A 26,230-nucleotide genomic window follows, 5' to 3' on the forward strand; every position below is an offset into this window, starting at 1 on the left:
AAAGCGCGTCAGGGAGACGAAAACACATGCAACGGATATTTTTGACCGGGCTTGCGGTTATGATGCTGGCGAGCTGCGCAACAGCAGCACGCTATACACTTCAGGACCGGTTTCGCGCCATCGGGATACCGGCAGGCACCGCTGATTGCATGGTTGATGAACTTGATGAGCGATTAACAAATGAAGATTTGCAGGATCTGGCGCGCTACACCGTAAGGCTTGCGCGCGCTGATTCGACGTTTGGCGCCATTCGCTCCTTGATGACGATTGACAATCCGCGTGCCGTCACAGCCATCGGCGCATCGGGCGTCTCCTGCGTGACGGGTTTCCGCCTGTGAGTGATACGACCGCGCAGCCAGGCTCAACTGCTTCAACAAGCCGAGCATATCGTCTTTATGTTCTGATTATTCTGACAGCCGTCTACACGTTCAATTTTCTTGATCGACAGATCATGGGAATTGTCGCGCCTGCTGTTCAGGAAGACTTGGGACTGAATGATTCCCAACTGGGTATTCTCAGCGGTTTTGCATTCGCTGTGCTTTACACGACGCTGGGCATTCCGTTCGCGCGTCTGTCGGATCGCTATAACCGCGTCACCATAATTTCATTGGCGCTTGCTTCATGGTCAGGATTTACTGCTTTATGCGGCTCGGCGCAAAACTTTACGCAGTTAGCACTTGCTCGGGTCGGCGTTGGAATTGGTGAAGCTGGCGGATCTCCGCCATCACATTCCCTCATTTCTGATTTTTATCCGAAAGAGAAACGCGCTGGAGCGCTTGCTGTCTATGCGCTCGGTATTCCGATCGGCGTGACGCTTGCTTATTTGGGCGGCGGATGGGTGCTGCAAAATTTCGATTGGCGTACGACATTTCTCGTACTTGGCATTCCCGGCGTCTTGTTTGCGGTGTTGTTGAAGTTAACCGTACGCGAGCCGCAGCGCGGCGCAACCGAAGCCGCTACAGCACAAGATGTATTTAAAGGTCTAAAGATCACCGAACCTGTCGGTTTGGTGGAGAAGTCGCTGCGGGTAATGACCGTCGTATTTCCCATCAAAATGCGCGGGTCTGTCTTTAGCGAACTGGCGTCGCTTTGGCGGGCGGCAAAGCACTTGCTCGCCATAAAGAGTTATCGCGCCATAGTGATCGGCCTGACAGCCGGATCTTTCGCGTCCTATGCTATTGCGAGCTGGATTGTTGTCTTCTTTAAGCGATCTCATCCGGACTTCGGCACCGGAGAAGTGTATTTCTGGCTGGGCATAATTAACGGCACCGCCTACGTGCTTGGCGTATTTGTGGGCGGCAACCTCGTTGACAAGCTCGCTGTAAAAAACAAGGCAGCCTATGGCTGGGTGCCGGTTGGGGCGTTGCTTTTGAATGCACCGTTTTTTCTCGGCGCCATGTGGGTGAGCGATCCAGTGCTTTCCCTGATTTTATGGTGGCCATCGCATCTGCTCACGGGTTTCTATTTAGGTCCGTGTTTCGCGTTGGCGCAGACCCTTGCGCCGGTTTCAATTCGAGCACTTTCTACAGCGATCTTCTTTTTTATTTTGAACATGATCGCTCTTGGTTTCGGGCCGACTTTCGTTGGTATTTTCAGCGATATCTTAAACAGCAGCGGCATGACGAGTGAGCTGTCGCTGCGCATCGCATTATCGTCAACCGTCATTGCAGGTTTTATTTCCATCTTTGGTTTCTGGTATTTGAGTAAGAAACTACCCGCTGACTGGGAAAAGGCTACGGGAGAGAAAATCGATGGCGGTCAAACATAAAGCGCCTCAAAAGAAAGAAGCAGGCGCCAAGAAAACGGCGAAGACTGCTACAAAGAAAGCTGACCTTAAAACGAAACCGACCGCACAAAGCGTGGCGGCGTTCGTTAACGCGGTTGAAAACGAGACGCGCCGCAAGGATGCGAAAACGCTGCTTGCCATGATGAAGAAAGTCACTGGCGAAAAACCCAAAATGTGGGGTCCGTCAATCATCGGTTTTGGCGAATATCATTATAAGTACGAAAGCGGCCGTGAAGGCGACATGCTCGCCGTTGGGTTTTCACCGCGCAAGGCCAATATGGTGCTCTATGTGCTGGGTTCGCTCGGCGATGAAGAGCCATTATTGAAAAAGCTGGGCCCTTATAAAAACGGAAAAAGCTGTCTCTATGTAAACAGCCTCGACAAGGTTGACATTGGCGTTCTCGAAAAAATCGTCGTTAAATCGTACAGGACGACGAAAAAGAAATGGGGATGAAAAACGCCCCGCTGAAAGCGGGGCGTTATAGACATATCCAGCGTAAATTTAAGGCTTCACGTATCGGTGCACCATGCGCGTCGTCTTTCCGCGCAAGCCGGATTGGAAAATATTGTTTTTCAAGTCGTCATCCGGATTAACGTGAATATCGGCGCCGCCATCGAACTCAAAGCCAGCGCTTGTAATGTCCGCCCTGATGGTCTCTTCCGGCGCACGGTGCCAGGCGGCGCTTTCCGCACGCGTCGTGCCCGGCGCGGCGGTGTGCTCAATGATCGCAAAGACACCACCAGGTTTCAGAATGCGTTTGATATCGGCGTAAACTTCGCTAGAACGCGCCGGCATCGTCTCACCTGAACCTTCCGCATAGTGAAGGTGATGGACAATCAATGAAACCAGTACAATGTCCATGGAGCTGTCTTCATACGGCAACGGTTCTCCTTGCGCGACGAGGTCGAGGGTGATGTTGCCGAATGATGCGTAGTGTTCTTCGAGTTGCGCTCGTGAGTCTTGCGCCTGCTGACTTGCCGTATTATGCGCGTAAACGTGACCATCAGGTCCAACGGCGCCGGAGAGTATTTCGCTGAAATATCCGCCGCCGGAAGCGAGATCGGCGACATTCATGCCTTCCTCAACGCCGAAAAATGTCAGAACCTTGCCAGGTTTTCTGTCACCGTCACGTGCGCGGTTATCTTCAGTGCGGTTCGGATTGTCGATGCCAGCCTTTATGTTCGCCGGAATTTCTTTCGCGCTCGCAATTGAAAACATCGCCAGCGCGCTAGCGGCGATAATACTTGTGAGTTTCATGAACAGCCCCTTTTTGCTGCGAATTCGTGAAGCCCGGAGCTTGCCTGTTTTTGTTTGTGATGCACGTCACATGCGTTGATGTGAATTGAATCTAGGATGAGCCGTATCGCGCGATCACAAACGCGTGCGCCAATCTTCGGCCCCATTTCGGCCATGCCAGGCGCGCTTTTCGGGCGAAACATTAAAATTCGGAGAAGGTTCTCCGATTGTGGAAACTGGGAGAGTTCATCATGGCTAGAGCATTATCAGCGAGCGGAGCACGCTACGATGTCAGACCGGCCGGTGAAAACCGCGGCGCTTATGGTGCGCCGTTTCGCGGACCGGCATGCATCATCAAGGATGCGCTTCAGGGTGCGGGTGCGGGATTTTTGTCTCTCACCGGCGCAACAAGCATCGCCAGCGGCGAGACAATGATGGCGGCCAGCAGCGACCTCGGCATGCTGGGAGAGATTTTTCCGTCGCTTGTCTCCAGCGGTCTGACCGGACCGTTGCAACTGGTTGGCGGGGTTTTGTTGTTTCTGGCCGCGCGCCGGACGATTTCACGAACCGCCGGACTGATGGCGTTTATCGCGTTCGTTGCTGCTTACGCGAATGGTTACGACATTGCAGATATGTTGCAGATGGCGTCAAACGTTCTTCAAGGCGCCGCCGGCGCGCTTGAGTCTATTCCTGTTACCGAAAACGCAAGCATCTAATAGATGCTTGCGGAGAAAGCGGGCTTGCGCGAAAATCACGCGCATGACTCTGACCGTAACAGAACAAACCGATGATGACTGGCCTGATGTGTGGCGCATTCTGGAACCCGTAGTGCGCGCCGGCGACAGTTATCCATTGCCGTTAGATTATACCGAAGAGCAAACGCGATCATTCTGGATTAAAACCGACGGATATAATGCCGTTGCGCGCGATGAGGACGGGACCATCATCGGCGTTTATTACATCAAGCCCGATCAGGGCGGTCCCGGAAATCATATCTGCAATGCTGGTTATGCGATTGCTGTCAAAGCGCGCGGCAAAGGCTACGCGGTTGAGCTGTGCGTTCAATCGCAGGAGCAAGCGCGTGCGCAGGGATATAAAGGCATGAAATACAATCTCGTGGTCTCCACGAATACGGGCGCGATCAAGGCCTGGGAAAAAGCTGGGCTGCAAATTATCGGGACGGTCCCGGGCGCGTTCCGCCATCCGGATCAAGGATTTGTTGATGCATATATTATGTATCGCTCGCTGATTGCTGATAAGTAGTCTGCAGGAATAAAGCAGAAAGAGCGCTTAGCAGGGAAAGGCGAAGATAGATGGGAATTCGACTGTTTCGCACAATCTTCAAAGCGATGGTGACGATGTTTGCGATCCTGTTGATTGTGATCGGCATTATCGTCATGCCTTCGCCCATCCCGTTTGGCATTATATTTATTGGAATCGGCTTCCTGCTGCTGGTTGCTGTGGCGCCGGACATGGTGCGCTGGCTGCGCCGCCGGTGGCGCTGGTTTGATCGTCAGATTATAAAGCTCGAAGAAAAACTGCCTGAATGGATCGCAAAACAGCTTCGAAAATCAGATGTCGAAAGAGACGAAGACGATAATTAAGGCTGGCTTACTGCGTCAATTCAGGGCTATGCCCGCCTTGTAGAATCCGTTCCCAAACCGCTATAGACCGCTTTCACTCTATGAAAGTTGCTCCATGGCCCGCATTCTGATCACATCCGCCCTTCCTTACATTAATGGAATCAAGCATCTGGGAAACCTTGTTGGGTCAATGCTTCCGGCGGACGTCTATGCCCGGTTTCAGCGCCAGCGCGGGTCGGAAGTTCTGTTTATTTGCGCAACGGACGAACACGGCACGCCCGCCGAACTGGCCGCCGCCGCTGCCGGACAGCCGGTTGCGGAGTATTGCCGTCAGCAATACGAGATCCAGAAGAACGCTGGCGACGCCTTTGGTTTGTCATTTGATCATTTCGGCCGTTCGTCCAATCCGCCGAACCATCGCCTGACGCAACATTTCGCTCATGTGCTCGAGGGAAAAGGCCTCATCGAGGAACGTACCGATGAACAGGTCTATTCCATTGATGACGAGCGTTTCTTGCCAGACCGTTACGTCGAAGGGACCTGCCCGCATTGCGACTATGAAAAGGCGCGGGGCGATCAATGCGATAATTGCGGACGCCTACTGGACCCTGTTGATCTTAAAAATCCGTATTCGGCGGTTTCCGGATCGAAGAACGTCGAAGTTCGCGAAACACGGCATCTGCATTTGCTGCAGGAAAAAATGCAGGACCGGATTGCTGAATGGGTCGCCTCAAAACCGGACTGGCCTCACCTGACAAAGTCCATTGCCAGTAAATGGTTGAAAGAAGGGCTACGCGACAGGTCTATTACTCGTGACCTGAAATGGGGCATTCCGGTTGCCTATGAAGGCAAGGTCCGCGAAGGCTTTGAAAACAAGGTTTTCTATGTCTGGTTTGATGCGCCGATTGAATATATCGGCGCGACGGAAGAATGGGCGGACGCCCACGGTGAAAATTGGGAGCGCTGGTGGCGAACCGATAAAGGCGCTGATGACGTCAAATACGTCCAGTTCATGGGCAAAGACAATGTCGCGTTCCACACGGTCAGTTTTCCGGCGACCATATTGGGCTCGGAAGAACCATGGAAAACAGTTGATGCGCTGAAATCGTTAAATTGGCTGACCTGGTATGGCGGCAAATTTTCCACCAGCCAAAACCGTGGCGTCTTCATGGATCAGGCGCTGGAACTGTTGCCTGCAGATTACTGGCGCTGGCATTTGATGGCCAACGCACCAGAGTCGGATGATGCATCTTTCACGCTTGAGCATTTTGCTGGTGTTGTGAACAAAGACCTCGCCGATGTGCTCGGGAATTTCGTCAACCGGATCACCCGGTTCTGCAAGGCGCGGTTCGGTGAAGAAGTGCCGGCTGAAGGTGAATACAGCGAGGCTGAACAAGCTTTGATTACAGAACTTGATGGCCGTATTAAGACTTACACTGATTGTCTAGAAGCGATGGAGTTTCGAAAAGCGTTTGTCGAGTTGCGCTCGATCTGGGTCGCGGGCAATGAATATCTGCAAATTGCTGCGCCGTGGACGACCATCAAGGAAGACAAAGACCGCGCCGCGGCGTCTGTGCGCTGCGCACTGAACATGATTGCACTTGTCGCAACTTTATCGCGGCCGGTTATCCCTTTCACCGCCGACAAAATGTTCGCTGTTTTCGGGCTCGATCCTGAAAAAGCGTCGCAATGGCCGGTATCAGCCAGCGAAGCGCTTGCCCAATTCAAGGGCGGCGAGGCGTTTACGCTGCCTGAGGTCTTGTTTGCCAAGATCGAAGATGATCAAATCGCCGATTGGCGGGAACAGTTCGGGGCGGAGTAATCAAGACAAACGATGTTGCGAGTTTTTTTCATATTGTTGTTTTCTTTTGTGGTCGCATGTTCTCCTGATGCGGAGCGCAACGCGCCGGAGCCCGCCTTGGGTGACAAGGTGGATGTCGTGACCGGTCTAATGGCGGCGTTTAATGACCATGACGCCGACAAAATGCGCGAATACTGGCATTCAGATGTGACCTGGATCGAGCTGTCCGGCGAGCAGTCAAGCGTTGTGACGTCATCAGCTTCCCAGCTCTATGGCGAGTTGGTGACTTATTTTGAGGCGTATCCGTCAGTGGAGGCGACCCTTGAGAATATTTCAGTCAATGGAAATTTCGTGACGGCGACCGAGCGGCCCGTATGGGAAGAGGGCGGTGAGCGGCAGTCCCAAGCATCGATTGTTGTGTATGAAATCATTGACGGCAAGGTGAAACGGTTCTGGTATTTCCCTCCACAGTAGGGAGCCACAATCATGATGAAAGACCTTTTCTCGCTTGAAGGACGAACGGCGCTTGTTACGGGAGGCTCGCGCGGCATCGGCAAGATGATCGCACAAGGCTTTCTTGAGCAGGGCGCCAAGGTGTACATTACAGCGCGTAAAGCGCCGGCGTGCGATCAGGCGGCGGAAGAGCTTTCAGAGTACGGAACGTGCGTCTCCATCCCGCATGATCTTTCGACTGTCGCTGGCTGTGAGGCTTTGACATCGGAATTGTCGGGTCTGGAGAGCAAACTCGAAATACTCGTCAATAATGCGGGCGCTGCATGGGGCGCAGACTTTGATGAATATCCAGAAAGCGGCTGGGACAAAACCATGGACCTGAACGTGAAGTCGCTGTTCTTCTTAACGCAGAAGCTGCATGGCCTGATGAGAAAAGCAGCCAACGAAGAACGTCCGGGCAAAGTGATCAACATCGCGTCGATCGACGGCATTAAAATCAACCCCTGGGAAACCTATGCGTATCAGGCGTCGAAAGCAGCGGTCATCCACCTGACGCGCCGGATGGCGGCGAGACTGATCAACGACCATATCTGCGTCTCTGGCATCGCGCCCGGCGCCTTTGCATCAGAGATGAACAAAGCAGCGAAAGATCATTCCGATGCTGTCGGCGCGCGCATCCCAGCAAAACGCATAGGCCGTGACAGCGATATGGCGGGCGCCGCGGTGTTTCTGGCGTCGCGCGCAGGCGATTATGTGATCGGCGATACATTGGCGGTCGATGGCGGCGTCGCCTATTCAACCATTGCGGATGCATGGGGTTGATAAATCTAAACGGGAGCCAATTGCGGCTCCCGTTGCAAAAGGTCTTGTGCTTTAGTCTTTATCTTCCAGCTCTTTGAGCTCTTCACGCATTCTGGCGATTACCTGTTCGCGGTGCGCCGCCTCGCGCTTTGCGCTTTCTTCCATGTGTTCGATAGCTTTCTTCAGGGCTTTAGCGCGTTGCTCGGGATCCCCATTCTCATCGTTTAAACAGACCACTTGATGTTCGACCACTTTGGTCTGTTCTTCGCTATCACCGTCCTTGCTCTGCCATGCAAACACATGCGGTTCGGCGCCGTCTTCCGTGCTAACGCAATCCGCTGTCAGGGAAGAAAAGCCATCGCCATGAGGCCCGCCTTTAACAACATAGGCGAATTTCCTGGTCATGTTGGGATCGTCATCAGCCACAAAAGCAAAGTGGCCTTCCCCTTCCTTCATCACCTCAATGTCCCAGTCTCCGTCAGAAAAAGCGGCGTCTTCGCTGCTCATTGTTTTGATATGAAAGCGCTTATGCGGACGGTCGAGGGGAATTGTTCTGGCTCCGCCATCTTTCGTGTTCAATGTAATTTCTTTGATCGGCATGTCTTCGCTCTTAGCGTAGACGTTCTCCGTGAGGAGTCTCCCACGTCTATTGTAGGTACGCAGGGTTCTTTCGCCGTTCTGGTTTTCGTATTCGACTTTGGCGATATTTTTTTCTCCGCCGACTTCGAACGATTCACCTTCGTCAGCTTCGAAAACGGATTTTACACTGATGTTATTTTTTACAATCCTGGTCGTCTCCGTCGCATCCTGAAATCCATAAGATGCTGTTGCGCCTAATGCTGCTGCTGTGAAAGCGATTGCAGAGGCGCTGCCTGCGAGAAGGCGCATAGGGTTTCTTTTTTGATTTTTAAGCAGCATTAGTCTCTCCTTTACGGGGTGTGCGAGCGATAATCCGTAAGCCGGCGCGCTTGTGCCGGCACGAACGGATTTCATGATCGCCGCCGCGTATTCTCCGGCGTCGTTACGGCCTGATGTGCATCGATCGAGCACATAAGCGTCGCAAGCGGCTTCCTGATCAGTACGGAATTTCTGAAATGCAAAATGCGCCAACGGATTTGGCCATTGAATGGACTGCACGAACAGCGCCGCGAGGGTGGCTGCCATGTCGCCCCGAGCGACATGCGCAATCTCATGGGTGAGCGCCAGATATTGTTCTCGTCTGGTAAAACCTTTTTCAAATGCCGCGGGAAGAAAGATCACGGGCTTGAATAATCCAACGACGCACGGCCCGGTTTCATCGTCACTTAGCCTTATTCGTGGAAGTGTTTTGAGACCCAGTTCGCTTGCAATCTGCCTTGCCTCGTTGGCAATGGATTCAGGGGCCGGATTTGAAGACGCAAGTTTTGCACGGACAAAGCGCGATTGCGCCTCCAGCTTGATATTAAACCAGGCAAAAGCAACCGTGGCCCATATGACAAGTCCTGTTGCAGCCGCGAGAGCAGTGAAATCAAATTGAATGGAAGCAGCGGTTGCCATGCCGGCAACAGGGACTTCGAGAGAGGGAGCGACAATTGTACTCCACGTCATCGTGTCAGGTTGAATGCTTGGCGCCGGTAATATTTTCAGCTCTGGCAGGAAAAGGCGCGCGGCAGGCGCGAGCCATAAGGCGTATGCAGCGCGCGCGCCGAACAGGTTGGTAAACGGCTTGCGTATTGCGAGAACCAGCAAGATGAGGAGGCTGACCGCGAGCGATGTTTCGCCAAGCCAGCGAATGAGGTCAATCGGCGTCACGTTTCAACTCCTTGATAAGGTCTTCAAGGGCGCGCATGTCATCCTTGGAAAGGCCGTCGCCGTCAGCAAGATGCGCGACGAGCGGCGCTGCGCGCCCGCCAAAAAGCTGATCAGCGAGTTTGCGCGTTTCACGTTTTTCATATGCGGCGCGAGATACCTTAGGCCTGTATAGATACCGACGGCCATCCGGTTTGTGCGTGATGGCGCCCTTGTCCACCAATCTGCTGAGGAGGGTTTTGACGGTCTTGAGGCTCCAGCCTGTTTCCGCTGCCAGGCGATCGGCGATATCTGCAGCCGCCATTGGCGCTTGTTCCCACAGGATATCCATAACCTGAAATTCGGCAGACGTGATTTGTTTAGCCAAAAACCCGGCTCCTGAAGATTACAGATGTAATCCTTGCTATCGATTACGTTTGTAGTCAAGGGCGCATGGATCTGAGCACGATTACAGATTGGCAAGAAAGCTGAGGCCGAAATTTCGATAAGCATCACGGAAGCTGGTGATTTCCGTTAGAATTGCTGTAACTTGATGCGAAAATAAATTGTGAGGGGTGGGGCGTATGAGAATTTTCCTGTCAGTTGTCGCATTGGTTGTGGGCTTATGCGCGCAAGCGTTCGCGCAGGAGGTTTCTGACCGTTCTTTAGGAGAGGGTCCTTACGACCGTCTGGTCATTCGGGGCGCGACGGTCATTGACGGCGCCGGCGCGCCGCCGGTCGGCCCTATCGATATTGTTGTCGAAGGCGGCCGCATCACCGGGATCGTGCCGGTCGGTTCTCCGGGATTGCCTATTAACAGCGAGCGTCGTCCTGCGCCCGGTGACCGTGAAATAGACGCGTCCGGCATGTATTTGCTCCCCGGATTTGTCAGCCTGCACGCGCATATCCATGATGAAACCACGGGGCAGGGTGTTTCACCGGAATATATTTTCAAGCTTTGGCTGGCGCATGGCATCACCACGGTACGTGATCTGGGCAACCAGGGCGGTGCGAAATGGACTGCCGATCTGGCGCAACGCTCCGCCAGAAATGAAATTGACGCACCGAACATCTACCCCTTTCCAGTTTTTCGCGGATGGTCGGCAGGCGAAGTTGATACGCCGGCTCAGGCGCGAGCGCGCATCCGAAAACTAAAAAGCGATGGCGCCTATGGCGTCAAATTTTTCGGCGCGCCGGAAGAAATTCTCTGGGCGGGAATAGAGGAAGCCAAGAAACAAGGCCTTAAATCCACCATGCATCACGCACAGCTTGATGTGGCGCATGCGGATGTTCTTGATACTTCTGCACGCGGGTTAGATTCGATGGAGCATTGGTACGGACTGCCGGAAGCGCTGTTCGATGACCAGACGCTGCAGGATTATCCGCTCGATTATAATTACAACGATGAACAGCACCGGTTTGAAAACGCCGGCAAGCTGTGGGCACAGGCGGCGAAACCCGGCAGTGAACATTGGAACTATGTGATGGATACGCTGCTGGAGCGCGAATTTTCCATCTCACCCACATTCTCCATCTACATGGCTAGCCGGGACTGGATGCGCTCGCGCCGCGCAGAGTGGCATGACGAATATACAATGCCGTCGCTCTGGAACTTCTTTAAGCCGGACCGCAATGCGCACGGATCGTACTGGTTCGATTGGGGCACGGAACAGGAAGTCGCCTGGCGCGAGAATTATCATCTGTGGATGCAGTTCATCAATGAATACAAAAATCGCGGCGGCAAAGTCGGCGTCGGTGAGGATGCAGGATATATCTACTCAACTTATGGGTTTGGTTATGTAAGCGAACTTGAAATGTTCCGCGAAGCCGGTTTCCACCCGTTGGAGGTTATCAACGCCGCAACACTGCAGGGCGCAAAAATTCTTGGCGTTGAAGACAGGGTGGGGTCAATCCAGGTTGGCAAACAGGCCGACATGATCCTTATAAAGGAGAATCCGCTCGCCAATATGAAGGCGCTGTATGCAACAGGCCATATCAAGCTGGACCCAGAAACAAACAAGCCAGTCAGAGTTGGGGGCGTCGATTACGTCGTTAAGAACGGACTGGTCTATAGCGGCGAGGAGTTGCGAAGCTCCATCAAGGCTGATGTCGCCGCTGAAAAGGAACGTCTAGGCATCCCTTCAGGGCCGATGCCGATTGTTGGATTTGAATTGCCGGAGGAATAGAAACGAAATGAAGAAGCTGTTTTTAAGCGCCGCATCTGCAGCGGCCGCGATCTTTACAACCGTCAGCGCGAATGAGCTGGCCGATGCTGTGGCGGCGGACTACGAGTATGTTTTAGATCTCTACAAACATTTTCATGAAAACCCGGAGCTTTCTTTCAGGGAAAGCGAAAGTGCGGCGCGCATGACGGCTGAGCTAGAAGGGCTTGGCTTCACAGTGACTAACGGCGTGGGCGATAAATGGACTCGCAATAAAGCCAAAGCTGACGCTGGCGAGGTTCTGGAGGGTGTCGGTGGCTATGGTCTCGTGGCGGTTATGGAGAATGGCGACGGACCAACCTTGATGCTGCGTGCGGATATGGATGCGTTGCCGCTGGAAGAAAAAACCGGTTTGCCGTACGCCTCGAAAGTCGTCAGCACCGATTATAAAGGCCAGGAAGCGCCGGTGATGCATGCCTGCGCTCACGACAGTCACATGGCGATCCTGATTGGCGCCGCGCGTCAACTTGTGGCGATGAAGGATCAATGGTCCGGCACGCTGGTTCTGATCGGTCAGCCTGCGGAGGAGATTGGGCACGGCGCCGTCGCAATGCTGGAAGACGGTCTGTACAAAAAGTTTCCAAAACCGGATTATATTCTGGCGACGCATACGTCTGGCTGGGACTCCGCGGGTGATGTCACCTATACGCCTGGCTGGGCGCTCGCCAACGTGGACAGCGTCGATATTTACATTAAAGGCATCGGCGCACATGGTTCTGCGCCGCATATGGGCAAGGATCCGATCGTCCTCGGCTCGCAAATCATCAATGCGCTGCAGACACTCGTTTCGCGTGAAACCGACCCGTTGGAAGCCGGCGTGGTGACGGTCGGCTCTTTCCAGGCGGGATATAAGCACAATATCATTCCTGACGCTGCCCATCTGCAAATCACGGTGCGTTCATACGAGGACAAAGTCCGCGCTCAACTTTTGGAAGGGATTGAGCGGATCGCCATTGCGCAGGCAAAGTCAGCAGGGCTGCCTGATGATCTTATGCCCGAGGTCAAAATCGAGCAGGATTACACGCCATCTACGTTTAACGATGAAGCATTGACGGAACGGGTCATGGCGGCTGTCTCAGATAGTGTTGGCGCTGACCGGGTTTATATCCGTCCGCCGAGCATGGGCGGCGAAGACTTCTCTCAGTTCGGACGCACTGCTGAGGATATTCCGACAGTTATTTTCTGGACTGGCGGGAATGATCCTGAAGCGATGAAAGCCGCGCGTGAGGGCACCGCACCGCCGCCGCCAGCGAATCATTCGCCGTTTTTTGCACCTATCCCAGAGCCGACTTTAAAGACAGGCGTACAGGCGATGACTGCCGGCGCTCTGGAATTGTTGGGACCGGCAGGCGAGTAACGAGTAAGGTCGCCTGGAGTTCAATTTTTTAAAGATTATCAGACCGGCGGCGGAAACGTCGCCGGCTATTTTTTCTCAAGCAACAACCGGCCTTCTTTTTCAACCTGTCCGGTTACTGTTTCTGCAATTGCGGCCAGCAATCCGGGCAGCATGGCTTCTATGCGAACATGTTGCGGGAAAATATCGATGGTTCCTGTAATGGTCTGGCCGAGTCCCTTCGCGGTGAACGATAATTGATCATCGCTGGTCCAGTGTTCGTCGAATTTGAACATCATCCCGCCAGTCATGGCGCCCTTCAGCTTGTCAAAACCATCACGCACGCGGTTTCGCGCCTCCTGGACGCCGAGGTCGTGAGAGATGGTAACTGTGACAGGTCTGGCCATGATTTCTCCTTTCGCAGTGCAAAACAGATAGGGATGAAAGCTTGGCTTTCAATGTCGTGAAGACCCCGGAACACTCAGACGTGCAATCAGCGCGCATATGTTATATGGTCACGCGGGGTGCATAGTTCAGGGGCTTGGTTCATGAGGGTTTTGATTACGTTGGTATCACTCGCGGCGTTCGGCTGCGCGCTGGCGGTTGGCGTTGCCGGTCCGGGCAGCAAAATGGGCTGGTGGGAATTCGGGACGGGCTTCAGCATGATGCGCACGGTCGCATCGCCTAAAGAAATTTTTGGGCTGGTCAGCTTGTCACCGATTTTTACCCTGGCGGGGCTGTCGTTGCTCGGCGGGCTTATCGCACTTATCGCCAAACCGCGAAGCCTGGGTTTGTTCGCAATTATCGCTGCTGCTGCGGCTGCCGGTGCTGGCATGGTGCCGGTGAAAATGCGTGAGCTTGTGGCCGCAAACCCTTTTATTCACGACATCACAACCGATTTTGACAACCCGCCAGCTATTATCGCCGGCGCCGGGTTGGACCGGGTTAATCCACCCGAATATGTCGGCAGCGAACTTGTACGCGGCACGGAGCAAACCGTCGCTGACGCTCAGCGCGAAGCGTTTCCTGATATTCAGCCAATGGTCGTCAATGCGGGGCTTGATGAAACGCGCGAGATCGTCCGTGAAATATTGCCCGCCATGAAGATGGAAATCCTTGATGAAACGTTGATGGAAGACGGCTGGCATATTGAAGCTGCGTACACGTCATTCTGGTATGGCTTTGTCGACGATTTTGTCGTGCGCCTGACGCCGCAAGGATCGATGACGCGGGTTGATGTGCGCTCCAAATCGCGCGTGGGCGGTTCCGACCTTGGCGCGAACGCAAAACGCGTCAAAGCGTTTTTCGAAAAACTCGACGCCGCCACTGCCTGACTATTTGACAGGCGGGTTAGTCAAAGATCCATTGACGATCACGTCTTCCGTGTAAGGAACGCTGTTGCCGGACAGGCGCGCTTTCCCGTCGATCAGTAATTTCAGGCAAGCCGGATAGAGCAGATGTTCCTGCTCCAGAATGCGAGCGGCCAGCGTTTCTTCGGTATCGCCCGGCAAGACAGGAACTACAGCTTGCCCAATGATAGGGCCTGCATCGACCTCCGACGATACGAAATGAACAGTGCAGCCGGCGACTTTGACGCCAGCTTCGATCATCCGCTCGTGGACGTGAAGGCCTTTGAAGGCAGGCAATAATGACGGATGAATGTTGATCAGACGGCCGCGCCAGTCACTGGCGAAACTATCAGTGAGAAGGCGCATGAAACCTGCGAGGCAAACAAAGTCGATTTTTGCAATTTTGAGGGCGTCATTCAGCGCAGCTTCAAAATCCTCGCGGTTTTCAAAATCCTTGTGGTCTATCGTTTCCTGCTGAATGCCTGCCTCTTGCGCACGCTCAAGCCCTTTGGCGTTGGGCCGGTTCGAAATCACCAGCGCAATGTCGCCGGGAAAGTCCGGGTTTGCAGCTGCGTCGATGAGCGCCTGAAGGTTGCTGCCACGTCCTGAAATCAATACTGCGATACGTGCTTTGGGCACTATGATTGCTCCACGATATCGCCAATAACGTGCGCGGCTTCACCCGTAGATTTCAGCGCAGTGAGTACTTCGTCTACCGCGCCTGGCGCACAGACAAGAGCGCCGCCAATACCGCAGTTAAAAGTGCGAGACATGTCAGCGAGAGAAAGCGATCCTGCTTCACGAAGCCATTGGAACAGCGGCGGCAGGCCAAGCGCCTTTTCATCAAATCGGGGCGACAGGTTTCCAGCCAGCACGCGCGGCACATTATCCGTCAGGCCGCCGCCGGTGATGTGGGCGAAAGCTTTCACATCCCGGTTGGACAAGAGTGGCAAGACGGATTTCACATAGATTCGTGTCGGAGCGATCAGGCTTTCGCCGAGCGATGTCCCGGAATCAAATGGCGCCGGCGCATCATAGTTGGCGCCGGCTTCTGCGGCGATTTTCCGGATAAGCGAGTAACCGTTGGAATGCGCGCCAGACGAGGCAAGCCCGATCATCACGTCACCAACCGCGACCTGCCTTGGCAGTAGTGAGTTGCGTTCAGCGGCACCGACGCAAAACCCGGCCAGGTCATATTCCCCATCGACATACATGCCCGGCATTTCGGCTGTTTCACCGCCGATGAGAGCGCACCCCGCAAGCCTGCAGCCTTCTGCAATGCCTGCGACGACGCTCGCGGCTGTTGCTTCGTCCAGTTTGCCGGTGGCGAAATAGTCGAGGAAAAAAAGCGGTTCGGCGCCCTGCGCCAGAACATCGTTCACGCACATGGCGACAAGATCGATCCCGATCGTATCGTGTCGGCCCGTTTCAAACGCGATCTTCAATTTGGTGCCAACGCCGTCGGTCCCGGAAACAAGGATCGGATCCTGAAATCCTGCGGCTTTGAGATCGAAAAGCCCGCCAAATCCGCCGAGGGAGGCGTCTGCGCCAGCGCGGGCCGTGGCCTTGGCCAGGGGGCCGATGGCTTTCACCAGACGATCGCCGGCGTCGATATCCACCCCGGCCTTTTTATATGCGTCGCTCATGCCTTAACCTCAAACTCGCCGCTGTCCTAAGCGCGGTTGGGACAGGGGGCAAGCTTGTGAAAATGAAACCCGCGCCGGGGTCGTTTCTGGCCGCAAGGCCGTCTATAAAGTATCTCAATTGGCGTCTAGTATGGCGCCTGCGCCATAGCGGAGTTGAGGATGCGGGTTTTTAAGGTTTTTGCGGGTCTGTTAGCGGGCTTATGGGCGGTCATGGCAGCCTCAGCGGCCTTTGCCGCCGGAGAAGATGTATTTGTCGTACCCCGTGTGACGGTTCAGGCGCAGGCCGACAACGCAACAGCAGCAAAAGTCATCGCCCAGCGGCGCGGCCGCAGACGAGCACTCGATATTCTCTTGAAGCGTCTCACGGTCGAAGAAGACTGGCCGTATTTGCCGCGTGTTGAAACGATGCAGAGCGACCAGCCTGAAGAGCCAGCTCAGGAAGACGCTGGTCTTGACGGAATTAGTCCGGCGGGGCCGGATGGATCCGAGCCGGACGTTTTCAATCCTTTTGCATATCGGGATCGGCCGGTTCTGACCCTTGACGATAATGCGCTTGAAGCGCTTGAGGCCGGGTTCGAAGTCTACAACGAAAAAAGTTCGGCGCAGACCTATCGTGCTTTCATCACCTACAGGTTCAAGCCGGCTGCGGTCCGGCGGCTTCTGCGCGATGCGCAGATTCCTTACTCCGAGGCGCAAACCAGAACGGCGCTGGTGCTGCCGGTGCTTGAAACAGCCAATGGCGTTTATCTCTGGGAAGAAAATAATCCCTGGATGGCGGCGTGGAAGGTACGCCCATATAACAATGAGCTGACGCCGATGGCGGCGCCGCTTGGCGATCTTGAGGATGCGTCATCCATTTCTGCGCAAGAGGCGCTGAGCTTAAACAATGACGCGCTGCGCATGATGGCTGACCGTTATGCAGTGAGCCAGGTGATTATCGCCCATGCCTTTCTCCGCCAGGTTGACGGCGAGCACCGATTGCGCGTGCGGCTTATCAACGGCTTTCGCGAGTCCGGGGACGTTAGCAGCGATGCCGAGTTTAGCGCTGTCGATACGCCGGAGGCCAGCTATGAAGGGCTGACCGCTATCCAGCAGGCGCCGGAAACCAATGTCATCTCAGCGAAAGTCGGCGATGTGCTGGCGGAGTCATTATTTAATCGCCCGGTTGGCAATTTTCCGACGATGGCGGAAGAAGCGATCGAGGTTGTGATCGCGAAACACGCCAAGCCCTGGAAAGAACGCACCCTGATCGACCACACTGAGGCCGCGCTGTTAGAGGCGAGCGCCTATTTCAGATCGTTATCCGAATGGGCGAAAATCCGGTCCGCACTGATTTCAACGCCCTTGGTCGGGTCCGTTCAGGTGCGCTCGCTCTCAAGGCAGGGCGCGGAGATGTTGATTCAAGCTTATGGCGATCCTGACAAACTCATCGTCGCCATGGAAGCGCAAGGATTGACCTTGTGGTCTGAGGATGGCGAACGCTGGCTCGTGGCGACCCCTGCGACTGCACAGAATGTGCGCAGAAGCGACCGCCGCAATCGTCGTGGCCGATATGGAGAATTATCGGGCCCTGCCGACCCGGTGCGACCTGCATCTTATGAACCCGGCGATGGTGAACAGTATTAAGGCGAGTGCGGCGGCGCCGGCGGCGGCAAACACGAAGAGTCTGACGACTGACGATACCCGTCAGTTGCCTTTGGACTTGCCGGAAAACCCGCCGTATTTTGATCGCTCATCTTTTCTGCGTTCCGACTCAAATGAGACAGCCTGGCAAACAGGCAACGCCTGGCTGCGGTCCGATGAAACCTTGTTGCTTGTTTGCGGACCAGAAGGGTCTGGCAAGTCTCATTTCAGTCATGCGATTCTCGATGGACAGGATTTCGTTGTTACGTCAGCAATAGACTTTACCCAAGACAGAATGGCGAAACATGCGTTTTTGGTGATTGACGAAATGCCGTCGGCTGATCCTCGTTCGTTTCTCGCTAGGCTGGAAACTGTCCAGACAACAGGGGTCAGGTTAATTTTGGCCGGCCAGGGACATCCTTCTGAATGGGCGCTGGGTCTTAAGGACTTACGCACGCGGCTCGAAGCCGCGCCGCGCGCCATTCTGGCCGAACCGGATGAGTTTCTCATTCGAGCCGTTATTACGAAGGGCTTCCGGGATCGCCAGGTCGCTGTCAGTCCGCAGGTGATTGAGTATGCAGCGCCTCGTTTGCCGCGAACCTTCGCCGCTGCCCATACGTTTGTGCGCCTGGCGGATCGACAGGCGCTTGAACAAAAGCGAAAAATTACAACGCCTTTTGTTCAAAAGCTCCTTAATAACCTTTCGGAAGGCCTTCATCCGGCATAAAACCCCAAGAGCAAAGCCTGAGAGGAGCGATGATACCCATGGCGGCTGACGATGGCGGCAATATAACGGTTTCTGGGGCACCTTTGATCACCGAGACATCGCCGAGCCGGTTTATCAATCGGGAATTGTCCTGGCTCGCGTTCAACAGCCGCGTTCTGGAAGAAGCGCTGAACGAAAACCATCCGCTTCTGGAGCGGTTGAGGTTTTTATCCATCTCCGCGAGCAACCTTGATGAGTTCTTCATGGTGCGTGTCGCCGGCTTGCGCGGTCAGGTGCGGGAAGGCGTTTCCGCCATCAGTCAGGAAGGCCTGTCGCCGCAGGAACAGTTGAACCTCATTTCCGAGCAGGCCAGCTCGCTGATGGATGAACAGCAAAAATGCTGGCGCGAGCTAACGCCATTGATGCGGGAAGCGGGCGTCGTTGTCCTTGAGGACGACGAACTGAATGAGGAGGATCTTCGCTGGCTGGAAGCAGAGTTTCAGTCAAATATTTTCCCGATCCTGACGCCGCTGGCGCTTGATCCGGCACACCCGTTTCCGTTTGTGCCGAATATGGGTTTTGTTTTGTGCTTCGAAATGCGGCGCAAGGACGGGCAACTGCTGGAAGCGTTGCTGCCTGTGCCCGTAAAAATCGGCCGCTTTATCCGCTTGCCGGATATCGCCGTTGATGGCGCAGTGCGCCCGCCCGCACGATTTATTTCGCTCGAAAAAGTTTTGGTGCGTTTCATTCATCACGTATTTCCAGGCTTTGAGATCGTCTCCCATGGCGCCTTCAGGGTTCTCAGGGATTCCGATGTTGAGATCGAGGAAGAAGCCGAAGACCTTGTTCGTGTCTTTGAAACGATGCTCAAGCGCCGGCGTCGCGGTGATGTCATTCGAGTCAAAATCGATTCAAGAACGCCCGAACATTTGCGCGAAATGATCCGCGAAAGCCTGCAGGCGACGAGCCAGGATGTTGTTTATGTGGACGGCATTCTTGGGCTTGCGCAAACGAATGAGCTTATTCCGCCGGACCGGCCAGACCTGCAGTTCGAAATCTACGAGCCGCGGTTCCCCGAGCGTATTCGCGAACATGGCGGCGACTGTTTTTCCGCAATCAGGGCGAAGGATATCCTTGTCCACCACCCTTATGAATCTTTTGATGTTGTCGTTCAGTTCCTGAAACAGGCTGCCGCTGATCCTAAGGTCGTCGCCATCAAGCAGACGCTTTACAGGACATCAAAACAATCGCCGATTGTCGAGGCGCTCATTGAAGCAGCTGAGGCAGGCAAGAACGTCACGGCGCTGGTTGAGCTAAAGGCCCGTTTTGATGAAGAGGCCAATATTCGCTGGGCGCGGGCGCTGGAACGCGCCGGTGTGAATGTCGTTTACGGTTTTCTGGAATATAAAACGCACGCAAAACTGTCATTGGTTGTGCGACAGGAGTCAGATGGCGCGCGCACTTATGTTCATGTGGGAACGGGCAACTATCATCCGATCACTGCCAAAATCTATACGGATATGTCTTTGTTTACTTGCGATCCGGCTATTGGGCGGGATGCGGCGAAGGTGTTTAACTACATTACCGGTTATGCTGCGCCAGAAGCGTTGGAAAAATTCGCCGTCGCGCCTTTGAATGCGCGCTCGCATATCGCCAAGTTGATCGATAAGGAAATCCGAAACGCCAAGAAAGGAAAGTCTGCAGCGATTTGGGCGAAGATGAACGCGCTAGTCGATGGTCAACTTATTGATAAACTTTATGAAGCATCAAAAGCTGGCGTTCAGATTGACCTTATTGTGCGAGGCATTTGTTGTTTGCGTCCAGGCGTTCCAGGACTGTCTGAAAATATCCGGGTCAAGAGCATCATTGGCCGTTTTCTCGAACATGCTCGCATCTACTGTTTTGGTTCCGGCGATGCACTGCCAAACCCGCAGGCTAAGGTGTATGTTGCATCTGCAGACTTAATGCCGCGCAACCTCAATCGCCGGGTTGAGGTCTTTTGCCCAGTAGAGAATCCAACGGTTCATCGGCAGATTCTCGATTACATCATGGTTGGTAATCTGAATGACGAAGCGCAAACCTGGCAGTTGCAATCGGATGGGCGGTATGTACGCGGTAAAGCGCCCGAGGGCGCCGATAGCTTTAACGTGCATACCTATATGATGACCAATCCGTCCCTCTCGGGGCGCGGTGCGGCGCTGGAGTACAATGCGCCCAAAGAACTCAAGCGGCGAAAATAGCGTCCGTCAGGGCGAATCGATGAATGGTTGCGAAGACTTGAGTTTGAGTATGCAACGGTGACGATTGACGGACGCAGAATGGGGTCGGGCGATAAATTAAATGATACTTCAGAAGGCGGTCTCGCCAGCGCACGGCGGGCTGTAGTCGATATCGGCTCAAATTCCGTCAGGCTTGTAGTGTACGATGGACCGCCACGGGCGCCCATACCGATCTGCAACGAAAAAGCTTTATGCGGTCTTGGCCGGGAAATGACCAAAGATGGCGGGCTTAACCCGGCAGCTGTTGAGGATGCGCTGGCGACGCTTTCCAGATTTCGTCATGTTCTTGATGATCTTGGCCGCCCGCATGTTGAGGTTATAGCGACAGCCGCTGTTCGTGACGCGCGTGACGGAAAGCAGTTTGTCGAGGCGACAAAAGCGCTAGGTTTTGACGTCAATATCATCAGTGGCGAAGAGGAAGGCCGGCTTGCCGCGTATGGTGTCGCTGCAGTCGAGCCGGAAGCAACAGGCCTCGTTGGCGACATGGGCGGCGGCAGCCTTGAACTGGCCTTGCTGAACAAGGGAGAAATTGAGCAAAGCAATAGCTTGCCTGTTGGTCCGTTTAATTTGATGCGCGCCGCCGGCGGTGACAACAAGGCGGCAGTTAAATTTATCGAAGAACAGCTTGATAGCATCAAATTTCTGAAGCCGAAGAAAATTGATACGATTTATTCAGTAGGCGGCGCATGGCGCGCCGTTGCACGAATCCACATGGGGCTTAGAAGCTATCCCTTGTCGGTGTTGCATCACTATGAAATGTCGAGTCAGCAAGTTCTCGACATTTGCGATCTTATCGCGCGTCAAAGCCGGCGGTCGCTGGAGGAAGTGCCGGGCATACCGCGCAGAAGGATTGATACGTTGCCGCTCGCCTCAATGGTGTTGCGCGCTGTCGTCACGAGGGTCAAAGCTGACAAGATTATCGTCTCTGCTGGCGGTGTGCGCGAAGGGCTTTTGTACAACCAGTTATCGAAAGAACAGCGCGCCAGTGATCCTTTCATCGAAGCGTGCAAATATTACGCTCAACGCTTGTCGCCGGACCCAGCCTTTGGAGAAGCGGCGTATAAAGTTATTGAACCGCTCTTCGCGAATGGCGATGCATCTGGGGCGCGGTTGCGATACGGCGCCTGCCTGCTGGCGGATATCGGCGCGTATTTTCATCCGGATCTTCGCGGCCGTCATGCTTTCGATACGGCTCTGCGCGCGCCTTTTGTCGGCGTCAGTCATGCTGAACGGCTCTGGACGGCGCTTGCCTTGTTCAGGCGCCATCAAGGACGCTCGCCGGCGCCGCCAGACGAGCAGGCCATGGCGTTAATGCCCTGGGATGCACAGTTGCAGTCTACGCAATTTGGTCTCGCTTTGCGTTTCGTCGCGGCGTTAGCGCCAAAAGCGCCGGCAGCGCTGAAGGGATGCAAACTTGAAAAGCGGGAAGACGAGATTGTCTTTACGGCGCCGTCGGATCGCGAGGCGCTGATGGGTGAAACGCCAAGGCGGCGGTTCGTATCACTCGCTGCGGCCTTTGAATGCGCGGCTGCGGAAGTGTACGAAGATTAATTGCGGCGGGACTTTTTAAAACTATCGAGGCCGTTTATGCGTTCAAGAATACGGTCTGTCGCTCCTGACGGCAGAAAGTTTCGCAGCGCAATTGCGTAAGTCATGCTTTTTGGCGCTGTATAACGCGATTGCGGACGCTCGGCGGTCAGCGCTTCATGCACCGCCTCAGCAACAACAATTGGCGGCGGCGCTGAAGGGTGCTGTTTTTCAAACCATGCTTTGAAGATTTTGACTTGCTCTCCGTAAACATCGTCAGTCTCGTAATGCGTCAGCATTTCCTGTTCGAAATGGCCGAATGGCGTGTTGATGGCGCCCGGTCGCACCACTGAAACCTTGATGCCATGAGGTTTAAGCTCGCGGCGCAGTGAATCCGATAACCCTTCGACTGCGTGTTTGGTCGCCGCATAAGCGCTTTGAAACGGGGAGGCGATGCGGCCGGTCAAGGAGCCAATATTGACAATGCGGCCGCGACCCGCCTCGCGCATTTGCGGCAACAGCGCTTGCGTCACAGCAACAAGGCCAAAGACATTCGTTTCGAATACGCCGCGCCACTCAGTCTGAGAGAGCCGTTCGAGCGGTCCCATGGCGGAAACGCCGGCGTTATTGACGAGCCCGTAAAGCGTCACGCCTTCGTCGGCGATTTTTTTCAAGGCTTTTTCGATGGAGCTTTCATCGGTGACGTCCATTTCAATTGGCGTAATGCGCCCACCGCCAAGGCCGGAGAGGTTTTTCAGCTTTTCTTCCCGGCGGGCCGTAGCGAAGACGCGAAACCCTTTATGGGCTAGATGAATGGCGGTCGCTTCGCCAATGCCGCTTGAGGCGCCGGTGATGAGGACGGATTGATGCAAAGCAAAGCTCCTTAATGCTCTTTCTTGAAGAACCTAGCGCCACTTGCGCTTCTGATCAAAACGCAAAAAAACGGCGCCTTGCATGGGGCGTATGCAAAGCGCCGTTAGTTTTACGCGTAAAGGCCGGGGGAGGGCTACGCGTAAGTCTTTTTTCGCTTGGCGGCGAATCCAAGGCCGATAAGACCGGAGATCAACAGTGGAAGCGCCGCTGGGATTGGCACGTCAGAAACCGCATTGATATAGAATTCACGCCCACCTTCGCTGAGCGCCACACCAACAAGGCGCAGTGTTTCCGCGTTAGCGTACATGCCGCTGGCCGCGGCTGAGACGACTCCCGCAAATGTCAGTGTTTCCAGCACTCCACCGTCAACACTTACTTGCACGAAATCATTGCTGCCGCTGATGTCGAAATGATCTGCATCGCGAAACGATATTCCCATTAGCGAGAATAATCGCTGGCCACTGTCGTCAAGAAATCCGAATTCAATAAATTCATCTTGATCACCGGTGACATTGTCTTCGTTATTGCGTTCGCATTCAGAACCCGGTCCCGCTTCAAGCGTGCAAACGCCAAGACCTGCAGGGCGTCCGTTGCTTAAACCGTCAAGGTATGGTGCGGGAATATTTTCTGATCCGTCTGTAGCAGTTCCGCCAGATGTCAACCGGATCTGTTCGCCGTTCGAGGCGGTGAAAATTGCACCATTCTCCAAACCTCGCTCTCCGCCGATCGCGGCTTCGGTAGCGAAATTAATAGGCGCCGCTTCCGCGGCGAAACTTCCTGCGAAAAAAGTACTTAAAGCCGCAAACGCGGCTGACTTAAAATTCATGCTTGCTCCCTATGTTTACTGATGCAGGGGGACACTGCACGTAACGTGGGGCGCGTTCGAAAGTTCCAAAAAATATAAAAATATATGCTGAAAGTTTTCCGGTAAACGAGAGAGTTTACCGCTACTAAACCAACCTCGACCGCTTCACCGCCGCATCGATAAATGATGCAAATAGCGGATGCGGATCGAACGGGCGCGATTTCAGTTCCGGGTGATACTGAACGCCGATGAACCATGGATGATCGGGAATTTCCATGATCTCGGGGAGTTCGCCGTCGGGCGAAGTGCCGGAAAAGACGACGCCATGTTCGCCCAGTCTTTTGGCCCAGGCCATATCGACTTCAAACCGGTGCCTGTGGCGTTCTTCGATTTCATCCGCGCCATAGATTTCCGCGACGCGGCTTCCCGGTTTCAGACGCGCCGGGTAAGCGCCCAGGCGCATGGTGCCGCCGAGATCGCCATCGGCTTGACGGACTTCTTTCTGGTTGCCGCGCACCCATTCGGTCATCAATCCGACAATCGATTTGCCGCCGCCGGAAAACTCGGATGAGCTTGCGTCTTTCTCACCCAAAAGGTTTCGCGCCGCCTCGATAATGGCCATCTGCATGCCGAAGCAGATGCCGAAATAAGGGATCTCTTTCTCGCGTGCGAATTGCGCGGCTTTGATTTTTCCTTCAGCGCCGCGTTCGCCAAAACCGCCCGGCACGAGAATGCCGTGGACCCCTTCCAGCGCGGAGATCGCTTCATCTTCTTTTTCAAAAACGTCGCTTTCAATCCATTCGATATTGACGCGCACGTTATTGGCGATCCCGCCATGGGCGATGGCTTCGATAAGGGATTTGTAGGCGTCCTTGAGCACCGTATATTTGCCGACGACCGCAATGGTGACCTCGCCATCCGGTGCGGTGACGCGATGGACAATGTTTTCCCAGCCGTCGAGTTTTGGATCGGGCGGGTTTTTAACGCCAAAAGCGTCAAGCACTTCACTGTCGAAACCTTCGCGATGATAGGTCAGCGGCACTTCGTAAATCGTGCGGCAGTCAAGCGCCTGCACCACAGCGGAAGGGCGCACGTTGCAAAACAGCGCGATTTTTTTGCGTTCGCTTTGGGGGATGTCTCTGTCGGCGCGGACAAGAAGAACATCCGGCTGAATGCCGATGGCGCGAAGCTCCCGCACCGAGTGTTGAGTCGGTTTTGTTTTCAGCTCGCCTGCGGACGGGATGAACGGCATCAGCGTCAAATGAACGTAAACAGCGTCGCCGCGCGGCAGTTCGTTGACGAGCTGCCGGATCGCCTCAAAAAACGGGAGCGCTTCTATATCGCCGACCGTGCCGCCCACTTCGCACAAGACAAAGTCCGCGCCGCCGGCGTCAGACAGGATGAATTGTTTTATCGCGTCGGTGACGTGAGGAATGACTTGCACAGTGGCGCCGAGATAGTCGCCGCGCCGTTCTTTCTCCAGAATCTGTGAGTAAATCTGCCCCGTAGTGACGTTGTCACCCTTTGATGCGGAAACGCCGGTAAAGCGCTCATAATGTCCGAGGTCGAGATCTGTCTCGGCGCCGTCGTCGGTGACGAACACTTCGCCATGCTGATAGGGCGACATGGTGCCGGGATCGACATTGAGATAGGGGTCAAGCTTTCTCAAACGGACCTTATAGCCGCGCGCCTGAAGGAGCGCGCCTAAAGCCGCTGAAGCAACACCTTTTCCGAGTGACGACACCACGCCGCCGGTAATGAATATATACCGCGCCATGGAAGTCCGTCTTACCGAAGAATCCGGGTCATTCAAACTCTAAATTCAGAATTTGCAAAAAAGATCGCAGATTGTTCAGCCCTGCGGCGGATCTTCCTGAGAGTCCGTTGTTTGCTCGCCGGATGCAGGCTCTGTTTCTGCTGCAGGTTGCACGTCCGATGGTTCGTTTGTGACGGGCTGGGCTTCTTCCGGCGCCTCCGCGCCAAGCGATTCGAGAAGATCCGTCGTAGAGGCCGGCTCATCAGTTCCGGTTTGAGATTCCTCCACATCAAGGGAATCCAGCAAATCGCTGGTGGAGGGCGGCGTGTCGATATCTTCTGGCTGGCTTTCCTGTGCGCCACCGGTACTGGTTAGCTCATCAATCAGAGAATCCGTGTCCTCACCTCCACCGGCTTGTATCGCCAACGCAAGAGAGGTAGCGAAAAACAGCGCCGCAAGAATCGAAGTCGTGCGGGTTAACGCATTCGCCGCGCCACGGCCGGTCATGAAACCGCCGCCGCCGCCACCGCCGCCGCCAATGCCCAGCGCACCGCCGTCAGAACGCTGAAGCAGAACGACAACGATCAGCGCAAGCACGATCAAGGAATGGACGGTCAGCAAAATAGCGGTCATGAAAGCGGCTCATCTCTACCGGGCATTCGGGCCCAGCGCTTATTTAGGAA

At 54.6% G+C, this 26,230-nt stretch carries 26 protein-coding genes; 16 read left to right on the plus strand and 10 right to left on the minus strand.

From position 1 onward, the window contains the following. Positions 1–26 precede the first annotated feature (26 nt). The 3 genes from PUV54_RS13320 to PUV54_RS13330 are packed head-to-tail and all read left to right on the plus strand — an operon-like array spanning position 27 to position 2,240. Entirely contained in the window at positions 27–338 is a 312-nt protein-coding gene (locus PUV54_RS13320) for a hypothetical protein (protein WP_274492756.1), read from the plus strand. Further along, positions 335–1,768: a spinster family MFS transporter gene (locus tag PUV54_RS13325; protein ID WP_274492757.1), complete on the plus strand. Its 1,434-nt coding sequence runs from the start codon at positions 335–337 to the stop codon at positions 1,766–1,768. Before PUV54_RS13320 ends, PUV54_RS13325 begins: the two co-directional genes overlap by 4 nt. Then, the gene (locus PUV54_RS13330; protein ID WP_274492758.1) at positions 1,752–2,240 is read left to right on the plus strand and encodes a DUF1801 domain-containing protein; all 489 of its coding nucleotides are present in this window, start codon (positions 1,752–1,754) and stop codon (positions 2,238–2,240) included. Before PUV54_RS13325 ends, PUV54_RS13330 begins: the two co-directional genes overlap by 17 nt. 48 nt (positions 2,241–2,288) lie before the next feature. Here PUV54_RS13330 and PUV54_RS13335 read toward each other — a convergent pair whose 3' ends face one another. After that, entirely contained in the window at positions 2,289–3,044 is a 756-nt protein-coding gene (locus PUV54_RS13335; protein ID WP_274492759.1) for a class I SAM-dependent methyltransferase, read from the minus strand. Between the two features lie 230 nt (positions 3,045–3,274). On the opposite strand from PUV54_RS13335, the gene PUV54_RS13340 reads away from it, so the two are divergent. From PUV54_RS13340 to PUV54_RS13365, 6 genes are all read left to right on the plus strand, one after another. Next, positions 3,275–3,739 carry a hypothetical protein gene (locus tag PUV54_RS13340; RefSeq protein ID WP_274492760.1) on the plus strand — a complete coding sequence of 155 codons (465 nt, stop codon included), beginning with the start codon at positions 3,275–3,277 and terminating at the stop codon, positions 3,737–3,739. Positions 3,740–3,782: 43 nt separating this feature from the next. Then, positions 3,783–4,286, plus strand: coding sequence for a GNAT family N-acetyltransferase (locus PUV54_RS13345; protein ID WP_274492761.1), 504 nt, complete (start codon positions 3,783–3,785; stop codon positions 4,284–4,286). Between the two features lie 50 nt (positions 4,287–4,336). Next, positions 4,337–4,627: a hypothetical protein gene (locus PUV54_RS13350; RefSeq protein ID WP_274492762.1), complete on the plus strand. Its 291-nt coding sequence runs from the start codon at positions 4,337–4,339 to the stop codon at positions 4,625–4,627. A 94-nt stretch (positions 4,628–4,721) separates the two neighbouring features. Beyond that, positions 4,722–6,428, plus strand: coding sequence for a methionine--tRNA ligase (metG, locus tag PUV54_RS13355; RefSeq protein WP_274492763.1), 1,707 nt, complete (start codon positions 4,722–4,724; stop codon positions 6,426–6,428). A gap of 12 nt (positions 6,429–6,440) precedes the next feature. Next, positions 6,441–6,881, plus strand: coding sequence for a nuclear transport factor 2 family protein (locus tag PUV54_RS13360; protein ID WP_274492764.1), 441 nt, complete (start codon positions 6,441–6,443; stop codon positions 6,879–6,881). Between the two features lie 12 nt (positions 6,882–6,893). Continuing rightward, positions 6,894–7,682 (plus strand): SDR family oxidoreductase, encoded by a 789-nt coding sequence (locus tag PUV54_RS13365; protein WP_274492765.1) that lies wholly within the window; start codon positions 6,894–6,896, stop codon positions 7,680–7,682. Positions 7,683–7,733: 51 nt separating this feature from the next. On the opposite strand, the gene PUV54_RS13370 is transcribed toward PUV54_RS13365, so the two are convergent. Both PUV54_RS13370 and PUV54_RS13375 read right to left on the minus strand, forming a co-directional pair. Continuing rightward, positions 7,734–9,452, minus strand: a complete 1,719-nt coding sequence (locus tag PUV54_RS13370) for a M56 family metallopeptidase (protein ID WP_274492766.1) — start codon at positions 9,450–9,452, stop codon at positions 7,734–7,736. Continuing rightward, a complete protein-coding gene (locus tag PUV54_RS13375) occupies positions 9,439–9,816 on the minus strand; it encodes a BlaI/MecI/CopY family transcriptional regulator (protein ID WP_274492767.1) in 378 nt (125 codons plus the stop codon). The genes PUV54_RS13370 and PUV54_RS13375 overlap by 14 nt, the downstream gene beginning before the upstream one ends. A 196-nt stretch (positions 9,817–10,012) precedes the next feature. Here PUV54_RS13375 and PUV54_RS13380 point away from each other — a divergent pair, with 196 nt between their 5' ends. Both PUV54_RS13380 and PUV54_RS13385 read left to right on the plus strand, forming a co-directional pair. Then, the gene (locus PUV54_RS13380) at positions 10,013–11,614 is read left to right on the plus strand and encodes an amidohydrolase family protein (RefSeq protein WP_274492768.1); all 1,602 of its coding nucleotides are present in this window, start codon (positions 10,013–10,015) and stop codon (positions 11,612–11,614) included. Between the two features lie 7 nt (positions 11,615–11,621). After that, on the plus strand, positions 11,622–13,007 hold the full coding sequence (locus tag PUV54_RS13385; RefSeq protein WP_274492769.1) for an amidohydrolase: 1,386 nt from the start codon (positions 11,622–11,624) through the stop codon (positions 13,005–13,007). Between the two features lie 65 nt (positions 13,008–13,072). Here PUV54_RS13385 and PUV54_RS13390 read toward each other — a convergent pair whose 3' ends face one another. Then, positions 13,073–13,390 carry a polyhydroxyalkanoic acid system family protein gene (locus PUV54_RS13390; protein ID WP_274492770.1) on the minus strand — a complete coding sequence of 106 codons (318 nt, stop codon included), beginning with the start codon at positions 13,388–13,390 and terminating at the stop codon, positions 13,073–13,075. A 441-nt stretch (positions 13,391–13,831) separates the two neighbouring features. On the opposite strand from PUV54_RS13390, the gene PUV54_RS16695 reads away from it, so the two are divergent. Then, entirely contained in the window at positions 13,832–14,317 is a 486-nt protein-coding gene (locus PUV54_RS16695) for a DUF1499 domain-containing protein (RefSeq protein ID WP_420797964.1), read from the plus strand. Here the strand turns inward: PUV54_RS16695 and purN are convergent, their stop codons facing one another. Together purN and purM are read right to left on the minus strand one after the other, a co-directional pair. Next, complete coding sequence (gene purN, locus PUV54_RS13400; protein ID WP_274492772.1) at positions 14,318–14,971, minus strand: phosphoribosylglycinamide formyltransferase; 654 nt, start codon at positions 14,969–14,971, stop codon at positions 14,318–14,320. It abuts the gene before it with no gap. Next, positions 14,971–15,978, minus strand: coding sequence for a phosphoribosylformylglycinamidine cyclo-ligase (gene purM / locus PUV54_RS13405; RefSeq protein ID WP_274492773.1), 1,008 nt, complete (start codon positions 15,976–15,978; stop codon positions 14,971–14,973). The genes purN and purM overlap by 1 nt, the downstream gene beginning before the upstream one ends. Positions 15,979–16,188: 210 nt before the next feature. On the opposite strand from purM, the gene PUV54_RS13410 reads away from it, so the two are divergent. The 4 genes from PUV54_RS13410 to PUV54_RS13425 are packed head-to-tail and all read left to right on the plus strand — an operon-like array spanning position 16,189 to position 22,137. Next, entirely contained in the window at positions 16,189–17,604 is a 1,416-nt protein-coding gene (locus tag PUV54_RS13410; protein WP_274492774.1) for a DUF2066 domain-containing protein, read from the plus strand. After that, the gene (locus PUV54_RS13415; protein ID WP_274492775.1) at positions 17,588–18,328 is read left to right on the plus strand and encodes an HdaA/DnaA family protein; all 741 of its coding nucleotides are present in this window, start codon (positions 17,588–17,590) and stop codon (positions 18,326–18,328) included. Before PUV54_RS13410 ends, PUV54_RS13415 begins: the two co-directional genes overlap by 17 nt. A gap of 38 nt (positions 18,329–18,366) precedes the next feature. Continuing rightward, entirely contained in the window at positions 18,367–20,547 is a 2,181-nt protein-coding gene (locus PUV54_RS13420; protein WP_274492776.1) for an RNA degradosome polyphosphate kinase, read from the plus strand. A 27-nt stretch (positions 20,548–20,574) separates the two neighbouring features. Then, entirely contained in the window at positions 20,575–22,137 is a 1,563-nt protein-coding gene (locus tag PUV54_RS13425; RefSeq protein WP_274492777.1) for a Ppx/GppA family phosphatase, read from the plus strand. On the opposite strand, the gene PUV54_RS13430 is transcribed toward PUV54_RS13425, so the two are convergent. From PUV54_RS13430 to secG, 4 genes are all read right to left on the minus strand, one after another. Further along, the gene (locus tag PUV54_RS13430; protein ID WP_274492778.1) at positions 22,134–22,985 is read right to left on the minus strand and encodes an SDR family oxidoreductase; all 852 of its coding nucleotides are present in this window, start codon (positions 22,983–22,985) and stop codon (positions 22,134–22,136) included. The two genes, PUV54_RS13425 and PUV54_RS13430, sit on opposite strands and share 4 nt — an antisense overlap. 134 nt (positions 22,986–23,119) lie before the next feature. Continuing rightward, complete coding sequence (locus PUV54_RS13435) at positions 23,120–23,812, minus strand: VPLPA-CTERM sorting domain-containing protein (protein WP_274492779.1); 693 nt, start codon at positions 23,810–23,812, stop codon at positions 23,120–23,122. Positions 23,813–23,936: 124 nt separating this feature from the next. Then, positions 23,937–25,568 carry a CTP synthase gene (locus tag PUV54_RS13440; RefSeq protein ID WP_274492780.1) on the minus strand — a complete coding sequence of 544 codons (1,632 nt, stop codon included), beginning with the start codon at positions 25,566–25,568 and terminating at the stop codon, positions 23,937–23,939. A gap of 75 nt (positions 25,569–25,643) precedes the next feature. Further along, positions 25,644–26,180 (minus strand): preprotein translocase subunit SecG, encoded by a 537-nt coding sequence (gene secG, locus PUV54_RS13445; RefSeq protein ID WP_274492781.1) that lies wholly within the window; start codon positions 26,178–26,180, stop codon positions 25,644–25,646. Between the last annotated feature and the right edge of the window lie 50 nt (positions 26,181–26,230).

The organism is Hyphococcus flavus (assembly GCF_028748065.1).
In the GTDB taxonomy this organism is placed as follows: domain Bacteria; phylum Pseudomonadota; class Alphaproteobacteria; order Caulobacterales; family Parvularculaceae; genus Hyphococcus; species Hyphococcus flavus.